At 69.1% G+C, this 17997-nt stretch carries 12 protein-coding genes; 4 read left to right on the top strand and 8 right to left on the bottom strand.

Going from position 1 to position 17997, the window contains the following annotated elements; all coding sequences use genetic code 11:
• Nucleotides 1-53: 53 nt before the first annotated feature.
• From JOE30_RS14385 to JOE30_RS14350, 8 genes are all read right to left on the bottom strand, one after another.
• Nucleotides 54-4196, bottom strand: a complete 4143-nt coding sequence (locus JOE30_RS14385; RefSeq protein WP_204867450.1) for a TIGR02680 family protein — start codon at nt 4194-4196, stop codon at nt 54-56.
• A complete protein-coding gene (locus tag JOE30_RS14380; protein WP_204867449.1) occupies nt 4193-5524 on the bottom strand; it encodes a DUF2398 family protein in 1332 nt (443 codons plus the stop codon). Before JOE30_RS14380 ends, JOE30_RS14385 begins: the two co-directional genes overlap by 4 nt.
• Nucleotides 5521-7011 carry a TIGR02677 family protein gene (locus tag JOE30_RS14375; RefSeq protein WP_307806184.1) on the bottom strand — a complete coding sequence of 497 codons (1491 nt, stop codon included), beginning with the start codon at nt 7009-7011 and terminating at the stop codon, nt 5521-5523. Before JOE30_RS14375 ends, JOE30_RS14380 begins: the two co-directional genes overlap by 4 nt.
• Before the next feature lie 17 nt (nt 7012-7028).
• Complete coding sequence (locus tag JOE30_RS14370; protein WP_056444601.1) at nt 7029-7346, bottom strand: Rieske 2Fe-2S domain-containing protein; 318 nt, start codon at nt 7344-7346, stop codon at nt 7029-7031.
• On the bottom strand, nt 7343-9829 hold the full coding sequence (nirB, locus tag JOE30_RS14365) for a nitrite reductase large subunit NirB (RefSeq protein WP_204867447.1): 2487 nt from the start codon (nt 9827-9829) through the stop codon (nt 7343-7345). Before nirB ends, JOE30_RS14370 begins: the two co-directional genes overlap by 4 nt.
• Complete coding sequence (locus tag JOE30_RS14360) at nt 9829-10176, bottom strand: molybdopterin oxidoreductase (protein ID WP_204867445.1); 348 nt, start codon at nt 10174-10176, stop codon at nt 9829-9831. Before JOE30_RS14360 ends, nirB begins: the two co-directional genes overlap by 1 nt.
• Nucleotides 10177-10266: 90 nt before the next feature.
• On the bottom strand, nt 10267-11400 hold the full coding sequence (locus tag JOE30_RS14355; protein WP_204867443.1) for an MFS transporter: 1134 nt from the start codon (nt 11398-11400) through the stop codon (nt 10267-10269).
• Nucleotides 11401-11416: 16 nt separating this feature from the next.
• Entirely contained in the window at nt 11417-12283 is an 867-nt protein-coding gene (locus tag JOE30_RS14350; protein ID WP_204870400.1) for a PAC2 family protein, read from the bottom strand.
• A gap of 189 nt (nt 12284-12472) precedes the next feature.
• On the opposite strand from JOE30_RS14350, the gene metH reads away from it, so the two are divergent.
• From metH to hisG, 4 genes are all read left to right on the top strand, one after another.
• The gene (metH, locus tag JOE30_RS14345) at nt 12473-16042 is read left to right on the top strand and encodes a methionine synthase (protein ID WP_204867441.1); all 3570 of its coding nucleotides are present in this window, start codon (nt 12473-12475) and stop codon (nt 16040-16042) included.
• 53 nt (nt 16043-16095) lie between these two features.
• On the top strand, nt 16096-16764 hold the full coding sequence (locus tag JOE30_RS14340) for an HAD family phosphatase (RefSeq protein ID WP_204867439.1): 669 nt from the start codon (nt 16096-16098) through the stop codon (nt 16762-16764).
• A gap of 39 nt (nt 16765-16803) precedes the next feature.
• Entirely contained in the window at nt 16804-17067 is a 264-nt protein-coding gene (locus JOE30_RS14335) for a phosphoribosyl-ATP diphosphatase (RefSeq protein WP_027505348.1), read from the top strand.
• A 74-nt stretch (nt 17068-17141) separates the two neighbouring features.
• The gene (gene hisG, locus JOE30_RS14330; protein WP_204867437.1) at nt 17142-17993 is read left to right on the top strand and encodes an ATP phosphoribosyltransferase; all 852 of its coding nucleotides are present in this window, start codon (nt 17142-17144) and stop codon (nt 17991-17993) included.
• The last annotated feature ends 4 nt before the right edge of the window (nt 17994-17997 follow it).

Here is a 17997-nt window from a genome sequence, read left to right as displayed (position 1 = left end):
TCGGGCGGGTTCCCGCTCGAAAGGGGTCACGAGAGGAGCAGAACACCCACTCGTCACACCTCCGCGAAGTCCAGCCCACCCTCCGCGGGGAGGTCGACGCGGCGGCTCAGCGGCGAGCCCAGTGCCGCAGCGAGGTCGGACCCGTCGTGCTCCGCGAGCAACTCCCCGTTCTCCCACACGAGAAGCGCTGCGCTGACGGTGTTCTCGGCCGTGGAGTGCGCGAGGTCGTAGTGCGCGCACCCGGGCACGTCGCGGTAGGTGATCCAGAGGTCGTAGCCGGTCATGAACAGGTCCAGGTCGAACTGCACACTGAGGCCGAGGAGCTCGCTGCGGCCGTTGTCGTCGACACCCGCGAACGCCTCGTCCAGTGCGAGCAACCGCGGTGAATGCGGGTCCGCGGACGACAGCATCACGTGCGCCGCCGCGAAGAGCGGGAGGTGCAGCGACACCGACTGCTCACCTCCCGAGAGCGCACTGTGGCGTGCGACGGTGAGCCGGTCCTCGGACCCGTCACCGGCGATGAGCGTGAACGCGAAGACGCGCCACTGTCGGTAATCCAGTGCAGCAGTGAGGATCTCCGGGTACGAGCGCTCGGGATGCTGCGCCCGCGCCGTCCGGATCTGCGCTGCGAAGTGCACGCGCATCTCGGCGAGTTCCTCAGGGCCGAGCGCGGAGGCGTCCCGCTCGAGCAGCTTCGACACGGCGCGGGTGCTGTCGTCGAGGTTGTCCGCGAGAACCCAGTGCACGCCGATGGTGTTGCCCGACGACATGCGGCGCTGCTTCATCTCCGATCCCATGCGGGCGATCAGTTCGCGGGCGTCGACAGTGCGCTCGTGGATCTGCTGCGCCAGACCGGTGAGCAGAGCGTCCTCGAGGATGCGACGCTCGGCATCGGTGAGCAGCGTCTCCTGGTCGCGTCGTGCCGCGTCGATGCGATCGGCGAAGTCCGCGATGGTGGAGTGGCCCTGCTCGTCCTGCACCCGCACCACGGTGACCCCGTCGGCCGCGTCCCAACTGAGTCGGAAATCCTGACCCGACGCGGCCAGCTGAGCGTCGAACTCCTGCAACGCCGCCGTCAGCGCGCTGCGCGTGGAGCGACGGCTCGCATCGCTGACCTTGACGTGCGCCGTCGCCTCGGTGAGCTCGGTGTGCAGTCGGTGCACTTCCGGGGGCAGCACATCGGGGGCCTCGTCGGGCCCGGCAGCCGTGTCGGTTCGGTAGAGCAGTTGCTCGACCGTCGACCAGGCCGCGTCGCTCGCCGGCCAGGAGCAGTCGCGCGCCGCACCGAGCACAGCAAGCAGATCGCGATGCGCGTAGGGAGCCAGTCGCGCGGCGTCGCTGAGAGCTTCGGTCAACGCGGTCGTCAGTCCGGCGACGGCCGTCTCGTGCGCGCCCTCCGCCTTGCCGATGGCCTCGCCCGATTCACGGTCCGCCTTCGTGGCGGCGCGCTGCTCGGTCTTGCACGCCTCGATGCGCATCCTGATCGCGTCGAGTTCGGCGTCGATCTTCTCGGCGCTCGCACCGAGCGAGTCCCGCAGCATCTCCAACTTGGCGTGCTGTTGCTCGTAGTCGGATTCGGCGATGGCCGCCTCCTCCGCGTACTCCTCGGCCAGGATCATGGCCTCGTCGAGGCGACCGGCAGCTTCCCGGTCGCGCTCGGCGGACCGGTCCGCGTCGCCGCGGTGGCGCAGGATGGCGGAACCGGTGTTCTCGAAGTGGCGGATCGCCGCAGCGAGCGCGTCGAGGTCTCGCGGCGTGAACGGAGCCCGCCGCGCGACGGCGTCCGTCCGCAGACGTCGTTCGGCGGCAGACAGTTCGGCGATCGCGTGGTCCAGCTCTTGGTCGGCGGACGCGACCGACTCGGTCGTCGATCGGAGAGCGCCGGCGGCCGACGTGACCGCCCGCAGCGCCGCGGTGACCTCCGACGTACGCGGAACCGTCGAGACGGCGGCGCGGATCGAGTCGAGACGTTCTCGACACTGCTCGGCGACCCGATCGGCCTCGTCGCGCCGCGCGGTGGCCACCTCGAGGGCCTCGTCGATCTCCGCGATACGGGATGCGCGCCGTGCGGCACGAGCCGTCGCTCCGATGTACTCGGCGGCGTCCTTGTGGTGCGCGCCGCGCACGAGACCGTGCGCGAAGCTCCCGTCCCGTCCGACCCCCGCAGAACTGCCCACGTCGTCCAGAGCGATCGAGTCGAGAATCGCCCGCACGGTGCTGTGCTGCACGGGGATGTCGTCCTCGACGACGAGGACGTCGGCCAGCGACCGCCCGGTCACCGGTGCGGTGGCGGCCAGATACTGATCCGAGGCGAGCCCCGTCGGCACCGTGTCCGCGACCCACGCGTCCAGCAGGGTGGCCGCGTCGAGCGCGGCCTCGAGCGCCGCGGCATCGTCTGCGGTGACGCTGTCGGCGAAGCGAACGAGTGTCCAGAACGGTGCGCCGTCGAGTCCCGCACGGTCGCCGGTACGGGTGCGCAGCGCAGGGGGAGCGTCGTCGTGCTCGGCGGCGACGGACGCGCGCTCGGTCGTCAGCTCCGCGATGGTGCGCGCCGCGTCGTCCCGGTCCTGCAGTGCAGCACTCCGTCGGTCCCGCACCGTGTCGAGCAGCTCGCGAACTCCGTCGCCGAGTACTTCGCCGAGCGTGGGTGCGTCGTCCTCGCCGATGCGTGCGAGTGCGGTGTGCAACGACTCGAGGATCTCGCCGTCGTCCAGTGCCGAGGCGTGCGTGGCCCACCACGCGCGCAGCGATTCCGCCGTCGCGGCGCGGGACGACTCCACGGCGGCCTCGGCCTCGCGGACGGAGGCCACCGCGGCGTCGTGCAGTGTGTGGGCGCGGTCGGCGGCCCGTTCGGTACGGGCACGCTCGGTGGTGGCACGGTCGACGACGGACAGCGCGGCACGCACGGCCCGGACGTCCCCGTCCCGCTCCTCGGCATGACCGCGCACCGCCGCCGTGATCTGGTCGGTACGGGCGTCGCGGGGGAGTGGTGTCCAGGCGATGCCGGCGTCCTCGGCGGCCGCGAGGAGCTCGTCCTCGGCGCGGACGATCGAGGCGGTCGACTCCCGCAGCGCCACTGCGGCTTCGTCCGCTTCTCGTCGCCGGACGTCGACGGCCTCCGTCGCCTTGCGCGCCTTGTCGCGCTGCTGTGCGGTGGACACCTCGAGCTTGCGGACCGCGTCGGCGAGATCGTCGAGCTGCTGCTTGCCCTCGTAGGCGGTGGACCGTTGCAGGGTCTGCTGGTCGGCGACGGCGAGATCGAGTGCTCGCTCGGCTGCCTCGTACCGCTTCTCCGCCTCGACGCGTTCGGTGCGGCGTCGTTCACGCAGACCCTTGGCGGCGAAGAGGGCGACGGTGGCGTGGTCGACGGCCTCGAGACGTCGACCGACCTGATCGACGTCGGTGCGGGCCTGGACGGCGAGGTACTTCGAGTAGACCTCGACGAAACGTTTCGACGCGTGGTCGGCCTGCACCAGGCCCTCGAGGGCACGGCCCACCTCCTCCATGTCGCTGAAGGAGCGCGCCGCCTCGAGGACGAGGTGCTCGTCGAGGGGGCGCAGTCCGTCGGACAGCGCGCGCGACAAGCCCTTCGGGTCAAGGTTCTTGGCCAGCTGCGGGCGCCGCAGCGTGAGAATCAGGGTGATGAGCTGGTCGTACCGCTCGGCGCCGAGACCGAACAGTCGCGCGTCGATGGCGGCGCGGTAGTCCACCGGCCGATCGACGATGGCGTCGGTCCCGATCTGCTCGGCCAGTTGCTTCTTCGTCAGCGGCCTGTCGTCGGTGCCCAGTAGCGAGAAGTCGACGCCCACGCGGCCGTCGGCGACGAAATACCACCGCGTCACCTTGTCCGCCGACCGTGTCGCGCGCATGCCGATGCCGACGGTCACCGCCTCGGGCTCGTCCCGATCGCCGCGTGCGAACTCCATCCACACGTACGAGTGGGCCGAATCCTGGCCGCGGTAGAGCAGATTGGACTTCATGGTGCGTTCCTCACCCGCGAACGGGTTGAGGCGACGCGGCTCGATCCGGCCGTCGAACACGAACGGGAACAGCACCTCGAGCGCCTTGGTCTTGCCGGATCCGTTGGGGCCACGCAACACCAGCCGACCGTCGGCGAACGAGAACTCCTGATCGCGGTAGTCCCAGAGGTTGATGATGCCGGCGCGCGTGGGCCGGAATCGGGTGCTGCGCGTCACGGGGTGTGCTCCTCGAGGGTGCTCGTGTGATCGGTGGGAAAGAGGCTGGCGGACGCCTGTTCTCGGACGGTGACGACCACTCCGCGATAACGCGCCAGAGCCGGCAACGCGACGATGCCCCCGCGTACCGGTGCCACCAGGGTGAGATTCGTCAGGAGTGCGACAGCGGCCGCGCGAACCCCGGCACGGTCCGCCTGCCACTGAGCGGCGAAGGTGCGGCCGTAGGCGTCGACGAGGGCGCCGACGGTCTCGTCGAGCCAGGAGTCGGCGACGAACGGGTGCCGGATCTTCTCGTTCGACGCCTCCACCGTGTCCGGAACGACCGGGTCGTCGACCAGGTCGTCCACGACGCCTCCGTCCGGGATCGCGCTGTCGAGGGCCGCGAGCAGTGCGTCGGTCGGGTCGATGTCCGCCTCGAGCGTGGTCCGATCGTCGGCATCGGGATCGAGCACCCGCTCCGCGATCTCGCCGGCGAGGAGAAGTGCGACCTGCGCGACCGTGCCGGTGGACGGAAACCTGATGTCCGACAGGCGTCCCGACGTGTCGATGAGCGCGATGCCCTCCGCCCGGCGCTCGACGGACAGTCCGGTCAGCAGCCGAACGTCCTCGACGGACCGGTCGTCCGGCACCGAGTCGGGGCCGTGGACCACGGGCTGCTCGACGAGCGCGCGGCGGGCACGGCGAGCGCGATCGGCGGGGTCGTCGGTGGGGCTGTGCAGCAGATGCGCCGTGCTGCGCAGGTGTTGGAGCGCGCGCGGTGGACGGAACAGGGCCACGACGACGGAGCGGTCGATGTCGTACAAGGCCTCTCCCGCGTCGGGGTTGTGCGCCCACCCGCCGGCATCGCCGTCGGCCAGGGTGATCGCACCGCGAACGGACAACCAGCCGACGGCGTCGACGAAGGCGTCCCGGTCGGTCGCGCGTTCGGTGTCGAGGTCGACCCCGATCACCCGTCCGGCATCGGAGGCGACCTGAACCGCCAACTCGGACAACGTGATCTGGTCACCCGCGCGGCCGAGTGCCGCCAGGGTGAGCGCCAGGAATGCGTAGCGGCGACGGTCGAAGACGCGGTCGGAGGTGGTACGGGCCGGTCGACTCGCGTCCAGTCGGTCGAGTACGGGGTAGAGCCGGGCCGTGGTCTCGGTGACCTCGAGCCGGTACCCGAAGAGATCGAGCATGTCCTCGCGCAGTTCCGTGGCCCATCGGCGAACCAGGGGCAGGGCGATGCGGTCCGGGTAGGTGCGGGTGATCAGGTGGTGGGACAACACGACTCGGGCGGCGCGTTGGTAGGAGTCGAGTGCGAGGCTCGGAATCGTGCGTGCTCTCATCGCCGCGCACCGATGGTGAGTGAGAGCCGTTCGAGGTGCAGCAGACCGCGTTCGGTGCGCACCACGGTGGACTGCTCGTGCGGTGCCAGTGTCAGGGTGACGCCACCCTCGGATCCGGTGGAGCTTCCCACGCGGCCGCTGACCGGGACGCGTGCGGTGAGGGCGGCGTTGAGCAGCCCGAGCAGCACGTCGGTCTCCTCGTTGGTCAGATCCCGTTCGTACACACCGTGTTCGGCGAGTGATCTCGCGGCCTGCGCGCGGCGGCGCTGCACGCCCAGCTGTTCCTCGCGCAGACGCCGGACACCGGCGTCGTTGCGGTGCACCCTGGCAGGCGCACCGGCGGCGGGGGGCCGCCCGGTCTCGGCGAGCGTGCGCGAGATCTCGACGGGCGGAGCGTCCCACCACGATCGGGTGGCGGGGATGATGTCGTCGTCCGGGTGGACCATCGACAGGTGGCGCGGGCGGCCGAGGCCGAAGACGGCGCCGAAGAGGGCGTGGGCGGACTCCTCGGAGGGAGCGGACGCGAACCACCCGGCCAGATGTCGCAGCTGGGACTCGCGACTGACTCCGCCCTTGCGGGTCTCGGTGACGCGTCGCAGCAGCGACAGCACGGCGGCGATGGCGCTCATGGTGCCCTCGCGCAGACGATCCGACTCGGTGAGCTCGCCGTCGGTGGAGGTGAACCAGTGCACGAGACCGGTCCACCGGCCCGCCCAGTCGGCGCGGCGCTCCTCCCGGCCGAGGAAGACGCGTTCGTCACTGGCTGCCACCCGGTCGAGCAGGGTGTCGAGTCCGGTGGCGTCCACCCGTTCGATGGCGGCGGTGAGCTTGGGGCCGAAGCGGGCGAGGTCGAGAGAGAACTCCCGCATGTGGGAGAGCAGCGCGTCCTTGTGGGCAAGGAACGACTCGGGTGTGACGTCCGTGGTGCGGACGAGGTCGCCCAACGACAGGTAGAAGTGCGCGGCGCGGGTGGCCATGTCGTTGAGAGCGGTGTCGAGGCGGTCGAGTTTGCGGTACACCAGATCGGCGTCCCCGGCGAGGTTCGCCGCCGCGAGATCCTCCAGATCGGCGAGCAGCTCGGGCAGCACCAGACGCGAGAGCGAGGCGTCCTCGGGGCGGGCGGCCAGGACGTCCTCGACGGCGCGGTACGCCTGATAGCCGACCTGTCCGAACTGGTAGACGTAGTGGCGATTGCGGTACTCGGCCAGTGTGGCGGCGCGGGTGCCGTCGTAGCTGCGTTCGAGAACGCCCCACGTGTGCAACTGCTCGAGCAGCGGGCCGATCTCGAGGCCCGTCAGAGTGTCGCCGCCGTCGGTGCGGGCCAGGATCTCGGCCACCTCGCCGGCGTGCAGCAGAACGACGTAGCCGGTGCGGGCATGTTCGAATGCGCGCAGAACCCGCAGGTAGTCGGCCCGTTTCTCGGCTGTCGCGAACGAGAAGAGTCGGAGCCTGTCGTCCACCACGGAGGAGTCGGCGGATTCGGTCACTGCAACAGGGTAGGCGGTCAGGACAGTCGGACAGCCACCTGCCCGTCGACGACGTCGGCACGGTGGGTCGCGACCGTTCCGATGCCGTCGGTGGTGCACCGGCCGGTGTCCAGGGAGAACTGGTACTGGTGCAGGGGACACACGACGACGGCCCCGTCGATCTGTCCGTCCGCCAGCGGCCCGCCGCGATGGGGGCACACCGCGTCCATGGCGCGGACCGTCCCGTCGGTCAGGAGAAAGACGGCGATCTGTCGCCCGTCGACCACGTAGGTCCGGCCCTCGCCGGGGGTGAGATCGTCGACTGTCCCCACCACGGTTGCCTGTGCCGTCGTCATCGAACCGGCACCTGAGGGAGGGGGAGAAGCGGGAGGGAGGGTGCGAATTGTGCCGGCGACCGCGGCGCCGCACGTTCCTTCCACGGATCGGTGTAGCCGTCGATCGAGATCTGGATGCGCTCGTCGAGCCCGGCGCACAGTCCTTCGGCGTCGTCGACCAACAGTCGCTGCAGCGTCTCGAGGCCGACCCGCGGCACGAAGGCGTAGGTCCGCTCGAGCCACTTGGCCTCCTCGCGGTAGTACTGGATGAACCGGCCCGCGAGGGCGAGGACCTCCTCGGGGGAGTCGACGGTCGCGAGGACATCGCCCTTGCGGATGTGTGCGCCGGCCGCGCCGCCGATGTAGATCTCCCACCGTCCGTCGCCGACGGCCACCACACCGAAGTCCTTGCAGAGCGCCTCGGAGCAGTTTCGGGGGCAGCCTGCCACAGCGAGCTTGAGCTTCGCGGGCGTCTCGAGACCCTGGAACCGTTCCTCGATGGCGATGCCGAGAGCGGTGGAGTCGCCGAGTCCGAAGCGGCAGAAATCACTACCGACGCAGGTCTTCACGGTGCGCATGCTCTTGCCGTACGCGTAGCCCGACGGCATGTCGAGATCGCCCCACACCTTCGGCAGGTCTTCCTTCTTGATGCCGAGCAGGTCGATGCGCTGACCACCGGTGACCTTGACCAGTGGGACCCCGTACTTGTCCGCGACGTCCGCGATCTTCCGCAGCTGGTCCGGGGTCGTCACGCCGCCCTTCATCTGTGGGACGACGGAGAAGGTGCCGTCGCGCTGGATGTTGGCGTGAACGCGGTCGTTGATGAACAGCGCGCCTCGCTCGTCGACCCAGTCGGGTCCCCACACCACGCGCAGCAACGAGGCGAGCGGCATCTTCGCGGTCGCGTCCTCGGCATCGGCCAGCGCATCGAACACTGCGGAGACGGATCGGAGGTTCTGCGAGCGGACGGCCTCGATGAGTTCGGGCTTGGACATCGGAATGCAGGGGACGTACCAGTCGGCCGCGGGATCGACCGTCAGCGCTCCGCCGGCAGCGCAGGCGACGATGTCCGCGACCAGGCCCTTGCAGGATCCGCATCCCTTGCCCGCACGGGTCTTTCCCACGACCTCGGAGACGGTGGTGGCCCCGCCGTGCACGCAGGCGACGATGTCGCCCTTGGTGACCCCGTTGCAGTTGCACACCTGGACGTCGTCGGACAGCTCGGCGGCGCCGGTCTCCGCGCTGGGTGTGCCCATGTCGAACAGCATGCTGATGCGCTCGTCGGGAAGCGGCACCTTCTCGTCGAACGCCTGCGTCAGGAAGCTCACCTTGCTGATGTCGCCCAGCAGCATCGCGCCGATCAGCTTGTTGTCGCGCACCACCACCGACTTGTAGGTGCCGCTGCGGGGTTCGTAGAACTGCACGAACTCGTCGGTGTCCCGCTCGGGGCCCTTGACCCCCATCGCCGCGACATCGACGCCCGCGACCTTCAGCTTCGTCGTCAGCCGTGAACCATGGTATGCCGCAGCCGGATTCGCACCGGTCAGCACGTCCGCCAGGACCGCCGCCTGTTCCCACAGCGGGGCCACGAGGCCGTACACCTCACCGCGGTGCTGACAGCATTCCCCGACCGCGTGGATCGCTCCCTCGTCCTCGCACCGCATCTGATCGTCGACGACGATGCCGCGCTCGATCACCAGTCCGGCACGCCGTGCGAGGTCGACGTTGGGGCGGATGCCGGCAGTCACGACGATCATGTCCGCGGGCAGGGTGGAACCGTCGTTGAACGCGACGCCGGTGACGGCGCCGCTGTCGTCCCGCAGCACCGCCGTGGTGCGCTTGGACGTGTGGACGCCGACGCCGAGGTCCTCGATCTTGTTGCGCAGCACGCGTCCACCGCGTTCGTCGAGCTGCTGGTTCATCAGGTGTCCGGGGGAGTGCACGACGTCCACGTCGATGCCCTGCGTGCGCAGACCGTAGGCGGCTTCGAGGCCCAGCAGTCCGCCACCGATGACGACGGCGCGGATGCCGTCGCGGGAGGACGCCATCTGCAGCATGCCGTTGGTGTCCTCGATCGTCCGGAAACCGAAGACGCCGCGCGCCAGTCTGCCGTCGGCCTCACGCAGTCCGTCCATGTTGGGAAAGAACGTCGTGCTCCCGGTCGCGATGATCACGGTGTCGTACGGGACGACGCGTCCGCTCTCGCACGTCACGTTCTTGGCGAAGCGGTCCAGTGCCACCGCCCGGTCTCCGACGTGGAGGGTGACGCCGTTCTCCCGGTACCAGGCCATCGGGTTGAGCATCAGATCGTCGTCGTCGATGGACGACTCGCCCGAGAGCACGTGCGAGAGCATGATGCGGTTGTAGTTGCCGTACGGCTCGTCGCCGATCATCGTGACGTCGAACTTCTCACGGTCGCGGCCGAGGATCTCCTCGACGGTGCGGGCCCCCGCCATTCCGTTGCCGACGACGAGCAGGCGGTGCCGTTCTCCTGCAGGCGACATCAGAAGACCATCATCCCGAAGTCGACGACGACCTCGCCGCTGCAGCCGTCGGGTGCCGCGACGGTGAGTTCGAGAACCGAGTCGGGATCGACGTCCTCGACGACGCGCAGGGGAACGTTGACGCTCGCCTTCGCGCCCATCGGGAACACCCGCATGGACTCCCCGTCGCGCGTGAGCGTGACGACGACCAGTTCGTCGGAGGAGTTACCGCCGCGGAAGTACAGCGGCTGGGCGGTCAGGCCCGACGGAACGGTGTACGACGTGGCGGCGTCGAGAAGCTCGGACTTGCCCAGGCCGTGCCCGACGAAGGGAAAGACGCCTTGGATGAACTTCGGAGTGCTGGCCATGAGACGACTGTCCGTGCACGCGGTGACGGCACTGCTGCGCCCGTGTTACGGCGGCGTCATCATTCACTCTCGAGCGCGGCCGCCGCATTGTCAGGTCTTCCGCCCGGTCATCACCAGCGGTGCGACCACTGCCAGCAGGACGGCGGGAATGACGAAGGCCAACGTCGGGTGCACCCCGTAAAGCGGGGTGAGCGCGAGAGGAGCGAAGGCCGCCCCGGAGAACCGGAACGACTGGACGACCGACACGGCGCCGCCGCGGTTCGCCCCCGACGAGCCGAGGACAGCGGCGTTGACGCCGACGAGGATGAACTGGCTCGCGACACCCGCTGCCGCCCAGACGAGGCCGACGACCACCAGGCTGGGCATGGTGCCGGCGAGGGCGATGAGGACCGCGCCGACAGGAGCGGCACCCACGATCGCTCGGCGTGGCCCGATGCGGTCGATCAGTCCACCGACTCGTCGCGCCACCAGAATTCCGGCGACGCCGAACACGGTCAGCAGCAGTCCGCGCTGGGTGGAGGACAGGCCGAACGTGTCCTCCGCGCGGAAGGCGACGAGGAAGTTGAGTCCCCCGAGGGCGCCCCAGCCGAGGAGCGCCACCACCGCCACGCGCAGGACCGGGACCGTGAGAGCGTCGCGCAACCGCTCGGGACGACCGCCGGGAGTGGACGGCGAGGTCGCCGCAGGGAGCCCGACCAGGCCGAGGATCGCGGCGACGACGGCCAGCACGACGAACGCGTACCGCCAGTCGAACTCGGCGGCGAGGCCACCGACCAGCGGCGCACTGGTCTGACCTGCCGCCTGCAGGGCGCCGAAGGTACCCAGCACCCGTCCCAGGCGCTCGCGGGGAGTCACGGCCGCCAGTGACGCGAGAAGCAGCGGCGTCGTGAAGGAATTGCCGATGCCCTGCAGCGCACGCGCACCCAGCAACAGGTCGAGCGTGGGCGCGACCGCACACAGGAGTGAGGAAACGACGTAGAGCAGGTAGGCGAGACGCACCGTGCGCACCCGGCCCCACCGCGCGCCGAGGGTGCCCGACACGAGCATGGCCAGAGCGAACGGAAACAGATACGCGCTGAGAGTCGATGCCGCCGACCCGGTGGACACCCCCAGATCCGCGCCCATCTCGGGCAGCATGGAGGACACCACTCCGCCGCCGAACGGGCCGAGGAAGCCACCGGCGTACAGAGCGCCGATGCGGAGCCGTGCGAGTCGCGCGCTCACCGGTGACGAGCGCGCGTCACAACCCGAAGCTTCCGGGACCCCGTCGGCGCAGGTACCGCTCGAACTCCGCGGCCAGGGCGTCGCCGTCGACCTTCGAGACCGCCTCGGACATGTCGACCTCCGCGTCGCCCCGCTCCTCGAGGGTGCGGACGTACTCGGCGATCTCGTCGTCGTCCTTGGTCATCTCGGTGACCGACTCCTCCCAGTCCTCCGCCTGGGAGGGCAGCTCGCCGAGCGGCACCTCGATGTCGAGGACGTCCTCGACACGCTGGAGCAGGGCGACGGTGGCCTTGGGGTTCGGCGGCTGCGAGACGTAGTGCGGAACCGCTGCCCACAGGGACACGGCCGGGATGCCTGCCTTGACGCATTCGTCCTGAAGCACTCCGGTGATGCCGGTCGGGCCCTCGTACCGGGTCTGCTCGAGGTTGAACTGCTCCGCCGACTCGGTGCTGTACGCGGTGCCGGTCACGGGAACGGGCCGGGTGTGAGGCGTGTCGGCGAGCAGCGCGCCGAGGATGACGACCGTCTCGACGCCGAGCTGGTCGATGAACTCGAGCAAGTCGTCGCAGAAGCTCCGCCAGCGCATGTTGGGCTCGATCCCACGCAGCAGCACCACGTCGCGGTCGCTGCCGGGGGGCGAACACACCGACAACCGCGTCGACGGCCACTCGATCTCGCGGGTCACACCGTCCATCTGGCGGACCGTCGGACGATTGACCTGGTAGTCGTAGTAGTCCTCGGAGTCGAGCTCGGCCAGCGGCGTCGCGTCCCAGATCAGTTCGAGATGCTCCACCGCGCCGCTCGCGGCGTCGCCCGCGTCGTTCCATCCCTCGAACGCCGCGACGAGGATCGGGCTGCGCAGCACCGGCAAGATCTCGTCCAACTCGGACTCGTCCGTCGCGGAGTCCTGATCGTCCGCTCCGACACCGGCCACCAGCTCGGCAGCGACGCCGGCGGCGAGGTCTGTCGGGGGGTCCTGGACCACGGGGAGATCGCCCTCGGGCGTTTCTGGCGCACTCACCCACCCAGCCTACGACCAGAGCTGTCGGGACAGACCACTACGCTTGGGGGTATGCCTGTCGAATTCCGATCACGCCTGCTCGATGCGCTGTCCCAGCGTGTTGTCATCGGCGACGGTGCCATGGGAACGATGCTGCAGGCCGCAGACCTGACGCTGGACGATTTCCGCGGCCTCGAAGGCTGTAACGAGATCCTCAACGACACGCGTCCCGACGTGCTCCGCCAGATCCACCGGGAGTACTTCGAGGCGGGTGCGGACGCCGTCGAGACCAACACATTCGGGTGCAACCTCCCCAACCTCGCCGACTACGACATCTCGGACCGCATCCGCGAACTGTCGTACAAGGGAACGATCCTGGCCCGCGAGGTCGCCGACGAGATGGGTACCGGACGAGACGGCATGGGTCGCTTCGTGCTCGGGTCCATGGGACCGGGCACCAAGCTGCCCACCCTCGGCCACGCTCCGTTCCGCGCGCTGCGCGATGCCTACGCCGAAGCCGCGTTAGGAATGATCGACGGCGGCGCCGACGCCGTGCTGATCGAGACGTGCCAGGACCTGCTCCAGGTGAAGGCCGCCATCCTCGGCAGCCAGGCAGCGATGGAGCAGCTGGGCATCCGCATCCCGATCATCACGCACGTGACGGTCGAGACCACCGGCACCATGTTGCTGGGCAGCGAGATCGGTGCGGCGCTGACGGCGATCGAGCCGCTCGGGGTCGACCTGATCGGCCTCAACTGCGCCACCGGACCGGCCGAGATGAGCGAGCACCTGCGCCACCTCAGCAGGCATGCCACCGTGCCGGTCTCCGTCATGCCCAATGCCGGCCTGCCGCAGCTCGGCCCCAAGGGTGCCGAGTACCCGCTCGGTCCGGACGAGCTGGCCGAGGCGCTCAGCGGCTTCGTCACCGAGTTCGGCCTCTCCCTGGTCGGTGGCTGCTGTGGAACGACTCCCGAGCACATCCGCCAGGTCGCCGACGCGGTGCACGACGCGCGTCGCGGAGTGCGGGACCCGAAGCCGGAGAAGGGTGTCTCGTCCCTCTACGCAGCGGTGCCGTTCGAGCAGGACGCCAGCATCCTCATGATCGGCGAGCGCACCAACTCCAACGGTTCGAAGGCGTTCCGTGACGCGATGCTGGCCGAGGACTACCAGAAGTGCCTCGACATCGCGAAGGACCAGACCCGCGACGGCGCGCACATGCTCGATCTCAACGTCGACTACGTCGGCCGCGACGGTGCTGCCGACATGTCGGCTCTGGCCTCACGCCTGGCCACCTCCTCGACGCTGCCGATCATGCTCGACTCCACGGAGCCCGCAGTCCTGGAGGCCGGTCTGGAGCACCTCGGTGGGCGCAGCGCCGTCAACTCCGTCAACTACGAGGACGGCGACGGGCCCGACTCGCGCTTCCAGCGCATCATGACTCTGGTCAAGCGCCACGGTGCGGCGGTCGTCGCGCTGACGATCGACGAGGAGGGTCAGGCCCGGACGGCGGACTGGAAGATCCGCATCGCTGAGCGTCTCATCGCGGACATCCGCGACAACTGGGGTCTGCCGGAATCGGACATCATCCTCGACACCCTGACGTTCCCCATCTCGACGGGCCAGGAAGAGGTCCGCCGGGACGGCATCGAGACCATCGAGGCCATCCGTCGACTGCACGAGAGCCATCCCGAGGTGCACTTCACCCTGGGTATCTCCAACATTTCGTTCGGCCTCAATCCTGCTGCACGGCAGGTGCTCAACTCGGTGTTCCTGCACGAGTGCACGCAGGCCGGGCTCGACACGGCCATCGTCCACGCGTCGAAGATCCTCCCCATGGCGCGTATTCCCGAGGAGCAGCGCCAGGTCGCCCTCGACCTCGTGTACGACCGTCGCCGCGAGGGCTACGACCCGCTGCAGGCGCTGATGGCGCTGTTCGAGGGCGTCTCGGCGGCATCGGCTCGCGAGACACGCGCCCAGGAACTGGCCGGACTCCCGCTGTTCGACCGGCTCGAGCGTCGCATCGTGGACGGTGAACGCGCCGGCCTCGGCGACGATCTCGACGAGGCGATGACGGAGAAGCCGCCGCTCGCGATCATCAACGAGACCCTGCTGTCCGGTATGAAGACCGTCGGTGAGCTGTTCGGATCCGGACAGATGCAGTTGCCGTTCGTCCTGCAGTCCGCAGAGGTGATGAAAGCTGCTGTGGCACACCTCGAGCCGCACATGGAAGCGTCGGACGAGGACGGCAAGGGGCGTATCGTCCTGGCCACCGTCAAGGGCGACGTCCACGACATCGGCAAGAACCTCGTCGACATCATTCTGAGCAACAACGGCTACGAGGTGGTCAACCTCGGCATCAAGCAGCCCATCTCGGCGATCCTCGACGCCGCCGTCGACAAGCGAGCGGACGTGATCGGCATGTCCGGTCTGCTGGTGAAGTCGACGGTGGTCATGAAGGAGAACCTGCTCGAGATGAACGCCAAAGGCGTCTCGGAGAAATTCCCCGTCATGCTCGGTGGCGCAGCGCTCACCCGGTCCTATGTCGAGAACGATCTCGCCGAGGTCTACGAGGGTGAGGTGTCGTACGCGCGTGACGCGTTCGAGGGCCTGCGCCTGATGGACACGATCATGAACACCAAGCGCGGTGTGGCGCCGGCTCCGGACAGCGAGGAGGCGCTCGCCGCTCAGCAGAAGACCGCGGAGCGCAAGGAGCGGCACGAGCGTTCGCGTCGCATCGCGGAGAAGCGCAAGGCCGCGGAGACCCCGGTCGTCGTTCCCGAGCGCTCCGACGTCTCCGTCGAGAAGGAGCTTCCGGCGCCGCCGTTCTGGGGCAGCAGGATCGTCAAGGGAATCTCGCTGTCCGAGTACTCGGGGCTCCTCGACGAGCGTGCCCTGTTCCTCGGTCAGTGGGGTCTGCGCGGCGCACGCGCCGGTGAGGGCCCGTCGTACGAGGACCTGGTGGAGACCGAGGGCCGTCCGCGCCTGCGGTACTGGCTCGACCGCCTCAGCACAGACGGCATCCTCGCGCACGCGGCACTGGTGTACGGGTACTTCCCGGCAGTGTCCAAAGGTGACGACGTGGTGGTTCTCGAGTCCCCGGAACCCGATGCGGCCGAGCGCTTCCGATTCACGTTCCCGCGCCAGGACCGTGGCAGGTTCCTCTGCATCGCGGACTTCGTGCGGTCGCGAGACCTCGCCCGCGAGACCGGGGTGGTCGACGTCCTGCCGATGAACCTGGTGACGATGGGTCAGCCCATCGCCGATTTCGCCAACGAACTCTTCAAGGCGGATGCGTACCGCGACTACCTCGAGGTGCACGGCATCGGCGTGCAACTCACCGAGGCGCTGGCGGAGTACTGGCACCGCCGCGTCCGCGAGGAGCTGGTGCTGCCCAGCGGCCGCTCCCTCGTGGATCAGGATCCGTCCGACGTGGAGGGGTACTTCAAGCTCGAGTACCGCGGTGCCCGGTACTCCTTCGGGTACGGCGCGTGCCCCGATCTGGAGGACCGCATCAAGCTCGTCGCCATGCTCGAACCCCAGCGCATCGGGGTGGATCTGTCCGACGAGCTGCAGTTGCACCCCGAGCAGTCGACGGATGCGTTCGTTCTGCACCACCCGGAGGCGAAGTACTTCAATGTCTAGCGGGCAGGCCGGAGGCCGGTCGGAGTTGAGCGGGCAGGCCGGAGGCCGGTCGGATGGCTGAGCTTCACGCGGTTCTGTTCGACATGGACGGGACGCTGTTGGACTCGGAGCGCCTGTGGGACATCGCTGTGTACGAGCTCTCCGAGTCTCTCGGGCGCGAGCTCACTCCGGAGGTGCGGGAGTCGACGCTGGGCAACTCGATGGTGGGTGCCCTGGCGAAGGTCTACGAGCATGTGGGACGAGAGGCGTCACCGCAGAACCTGGCGGAGTCCGCCGCCTGGCTGAACGGCCGTGTGGTCGAATTGTTCGCGGGTGGCCTGCCGTGGCGTCCTGGTGCGGAGGCGGCGCTGGATCTGGTGCGATCGGCCGGTCTGGGGTGTGCCCTCGTCACCAACACCGAGCGCATGTTGACGGAGATCGCGCTCGAGACGCTGGGCCGCCACCGGTTCGGCGCCACTGTCTGCGGCGACGAGGTGACGCACGCGAAGCCCGCTCCCGATCCGTACCGCCGGGGCGCAGAGCTACTCGGCGTCGACACGGCGTCGTGCGTCGCCGTCGAGGATTCGCCCACGGGTACCGAGTCCGCCGTCTCGGCGGGATGCGCCGTCGTCGTGGTGCCGTCCGAGGTGCAGGTGCCCAGCGGACCGGGCCGTACGTTCCGCACCACTCTCGAGGGGCTCACCCTCGACGATCTCCGGTCTGCGCGCGCCGGGGGACACTGATAGCGGTCCGCGGGCCGCGTCGTGGAACAATCATCACCCGTGAAGAACTTCGAGTCCCTGTTCGCCGAGCTCACCGACCGCGCCGCCACCAGGCCCGAGGGCTCGGGCACCGTCGCCGCGTTGGACGCGGGTGTGCATCAGCAGGGCAAGAAGATTCTCGAGGAGGCCGGCGAGGTGTGGATCGCCGCGGAGCACGAGACGGACGAGGCGCTGGCGGAGGAGATCTCTCAGCTCCTGTATTGGATCCAGGTGTTGATGGTCGGGAAGAACCTCTCCCTCGAGGATGTCTACCGACATCTGTGAGCGGACCACCCCACCACCACCGCCACCGATCTTCCCGAACGGCCTCCGGCCTTCCCGCCCCCAGGAGTCTCACCATGCTTCGCGTCGCCGTCCCCAACAAAGGTTCCCTGTCCGAGCTCGCCGGAGAGATTCTGAGCGAGGCGGGCTACCGTCGCCGCGCCGATTCCCGCGATCTCACCGTGCTCGACAACGCCAACAACGTCGAGTTCTTCTTCCTCCGTCCCAAGGACATCGCCATCTACGTGGGCTCGGGTGAGCTCGATCTCGGCATCACCGGCCGGGATCTGTCGCTCGATTCGGGCGCACCCGTGACCGAGCGGCTCGCACTCGGATTCGGCAACAGCACCTTCCGCTACGCCGCGCCGGCCGGCAAGGAGTGGACCCCGAACGATCTGGCCGGGCTCCGCATCGCCACGTCGTACCCCAACCTGGTCCGCCGGGACCTCGCGGCGCGGGGCCTCGAGGCCACCGTGATCCGTCTGGACGGAGCCGTCGAGATCTCCATCCAGCTGGGTGTCGCCGATGCGATCGCCGACGTCGTGGGCTCGGGACGCACACTGCGCCAACACAACCTGGTGGCGTTCGGTGAATCCCTGTGCGATTCGGAGGGCGTGCTCATCGAGCAGGCGGGCTCGCCCGTCGACGACAAGGCGCGCAACCAGCTCATCGCGCGTGTCCAGGGCGTCGTCTTCGCCCAGCAGTACCTGATGCTCGACTACGACTGCCCGCGCAGCATCCTCGACGACGCCGTCAAGATCACGCCCGGCCTCGAGTCGCCGACGCTGTCCCCGTTGGCCGACGAAGCCTGGGTCGCGATCCGCGCGATGGTGCCGCGCAAGGGCCACAACGCCGTCATGGACGAACTCGCCGACCTCGGTGCCAAGGCGATCTTGGCGTCCGACATCAGGTCCTGCCGAGCGTTCTAGTTCC

This window comes from Rhodococcus sp. PvP016 (genome assembly GCF_017832185.1).
GTDB lineage: Bacteria > Actinomycetota > Actinomycetes > Mycobacteriales > Mycobacteriaceae > Rhodococcoides.
Note: the sequence above shows the minus strand (reverse complement) of the source record. Positions and strands in the feature narration are given on the sequence as shown.

What these genes read in the sequence shown, in the direction of transcription:
- JOE30_RS14380 (WP_204867449.1), bottom strand. Translation starts at nt 5,524, where the DNA reads ATGAGAGCACGCACGATTCCGAGCCTCGCACTCGACTCCTACCAACGC.
- JOE30_RS14370 (WP_056444601.1), bottom strand. Translation starts at nt 7,346, where the DNA reads ATGACGACGGCACAGGCAACCGTGGTGGGGACAGTCGACGATCTCACC.
- nirB (WP_204867447.1), bottom strand. Translation starts at nt 9,829, where the DNA reads ATGTCGCCTGCAGGAGAACGGCACCGCCTGCTCGTCGTCGGCAACGGA.
- JOE30_RS14360 (WP_204867445.1), bottom strand. Translation starts at nt 10,176, where the DNA reads ATGGCCAGCACTCCGAAGTTCATCCAAGGCGTCTTTCCCTTCGTCGGG.
- metH (WP_204867441.1), top strand. Translation starts at nt 12,473, where the DNA reads ATGCCTGTCGAATTCCGATCACGCCTGCTCGATGCGCTGTCCCAGCGT.
- JOE30_RS14340 (WP_204867439.1), top strand. Translation starts at nt 16,096, where the DNA reads ATGGCTGAGCTTCACGCGGTTCTGTTCGACATGGACGGGACGCTGTTG.
- hisG (WP_204867437.1), top strand. Translation starts at nt 17,142, where the DNA reads ATGCTTCGCGTCGCCGTCCCCAACAAAGGTTCCCTGTCCGAGCTCGCC.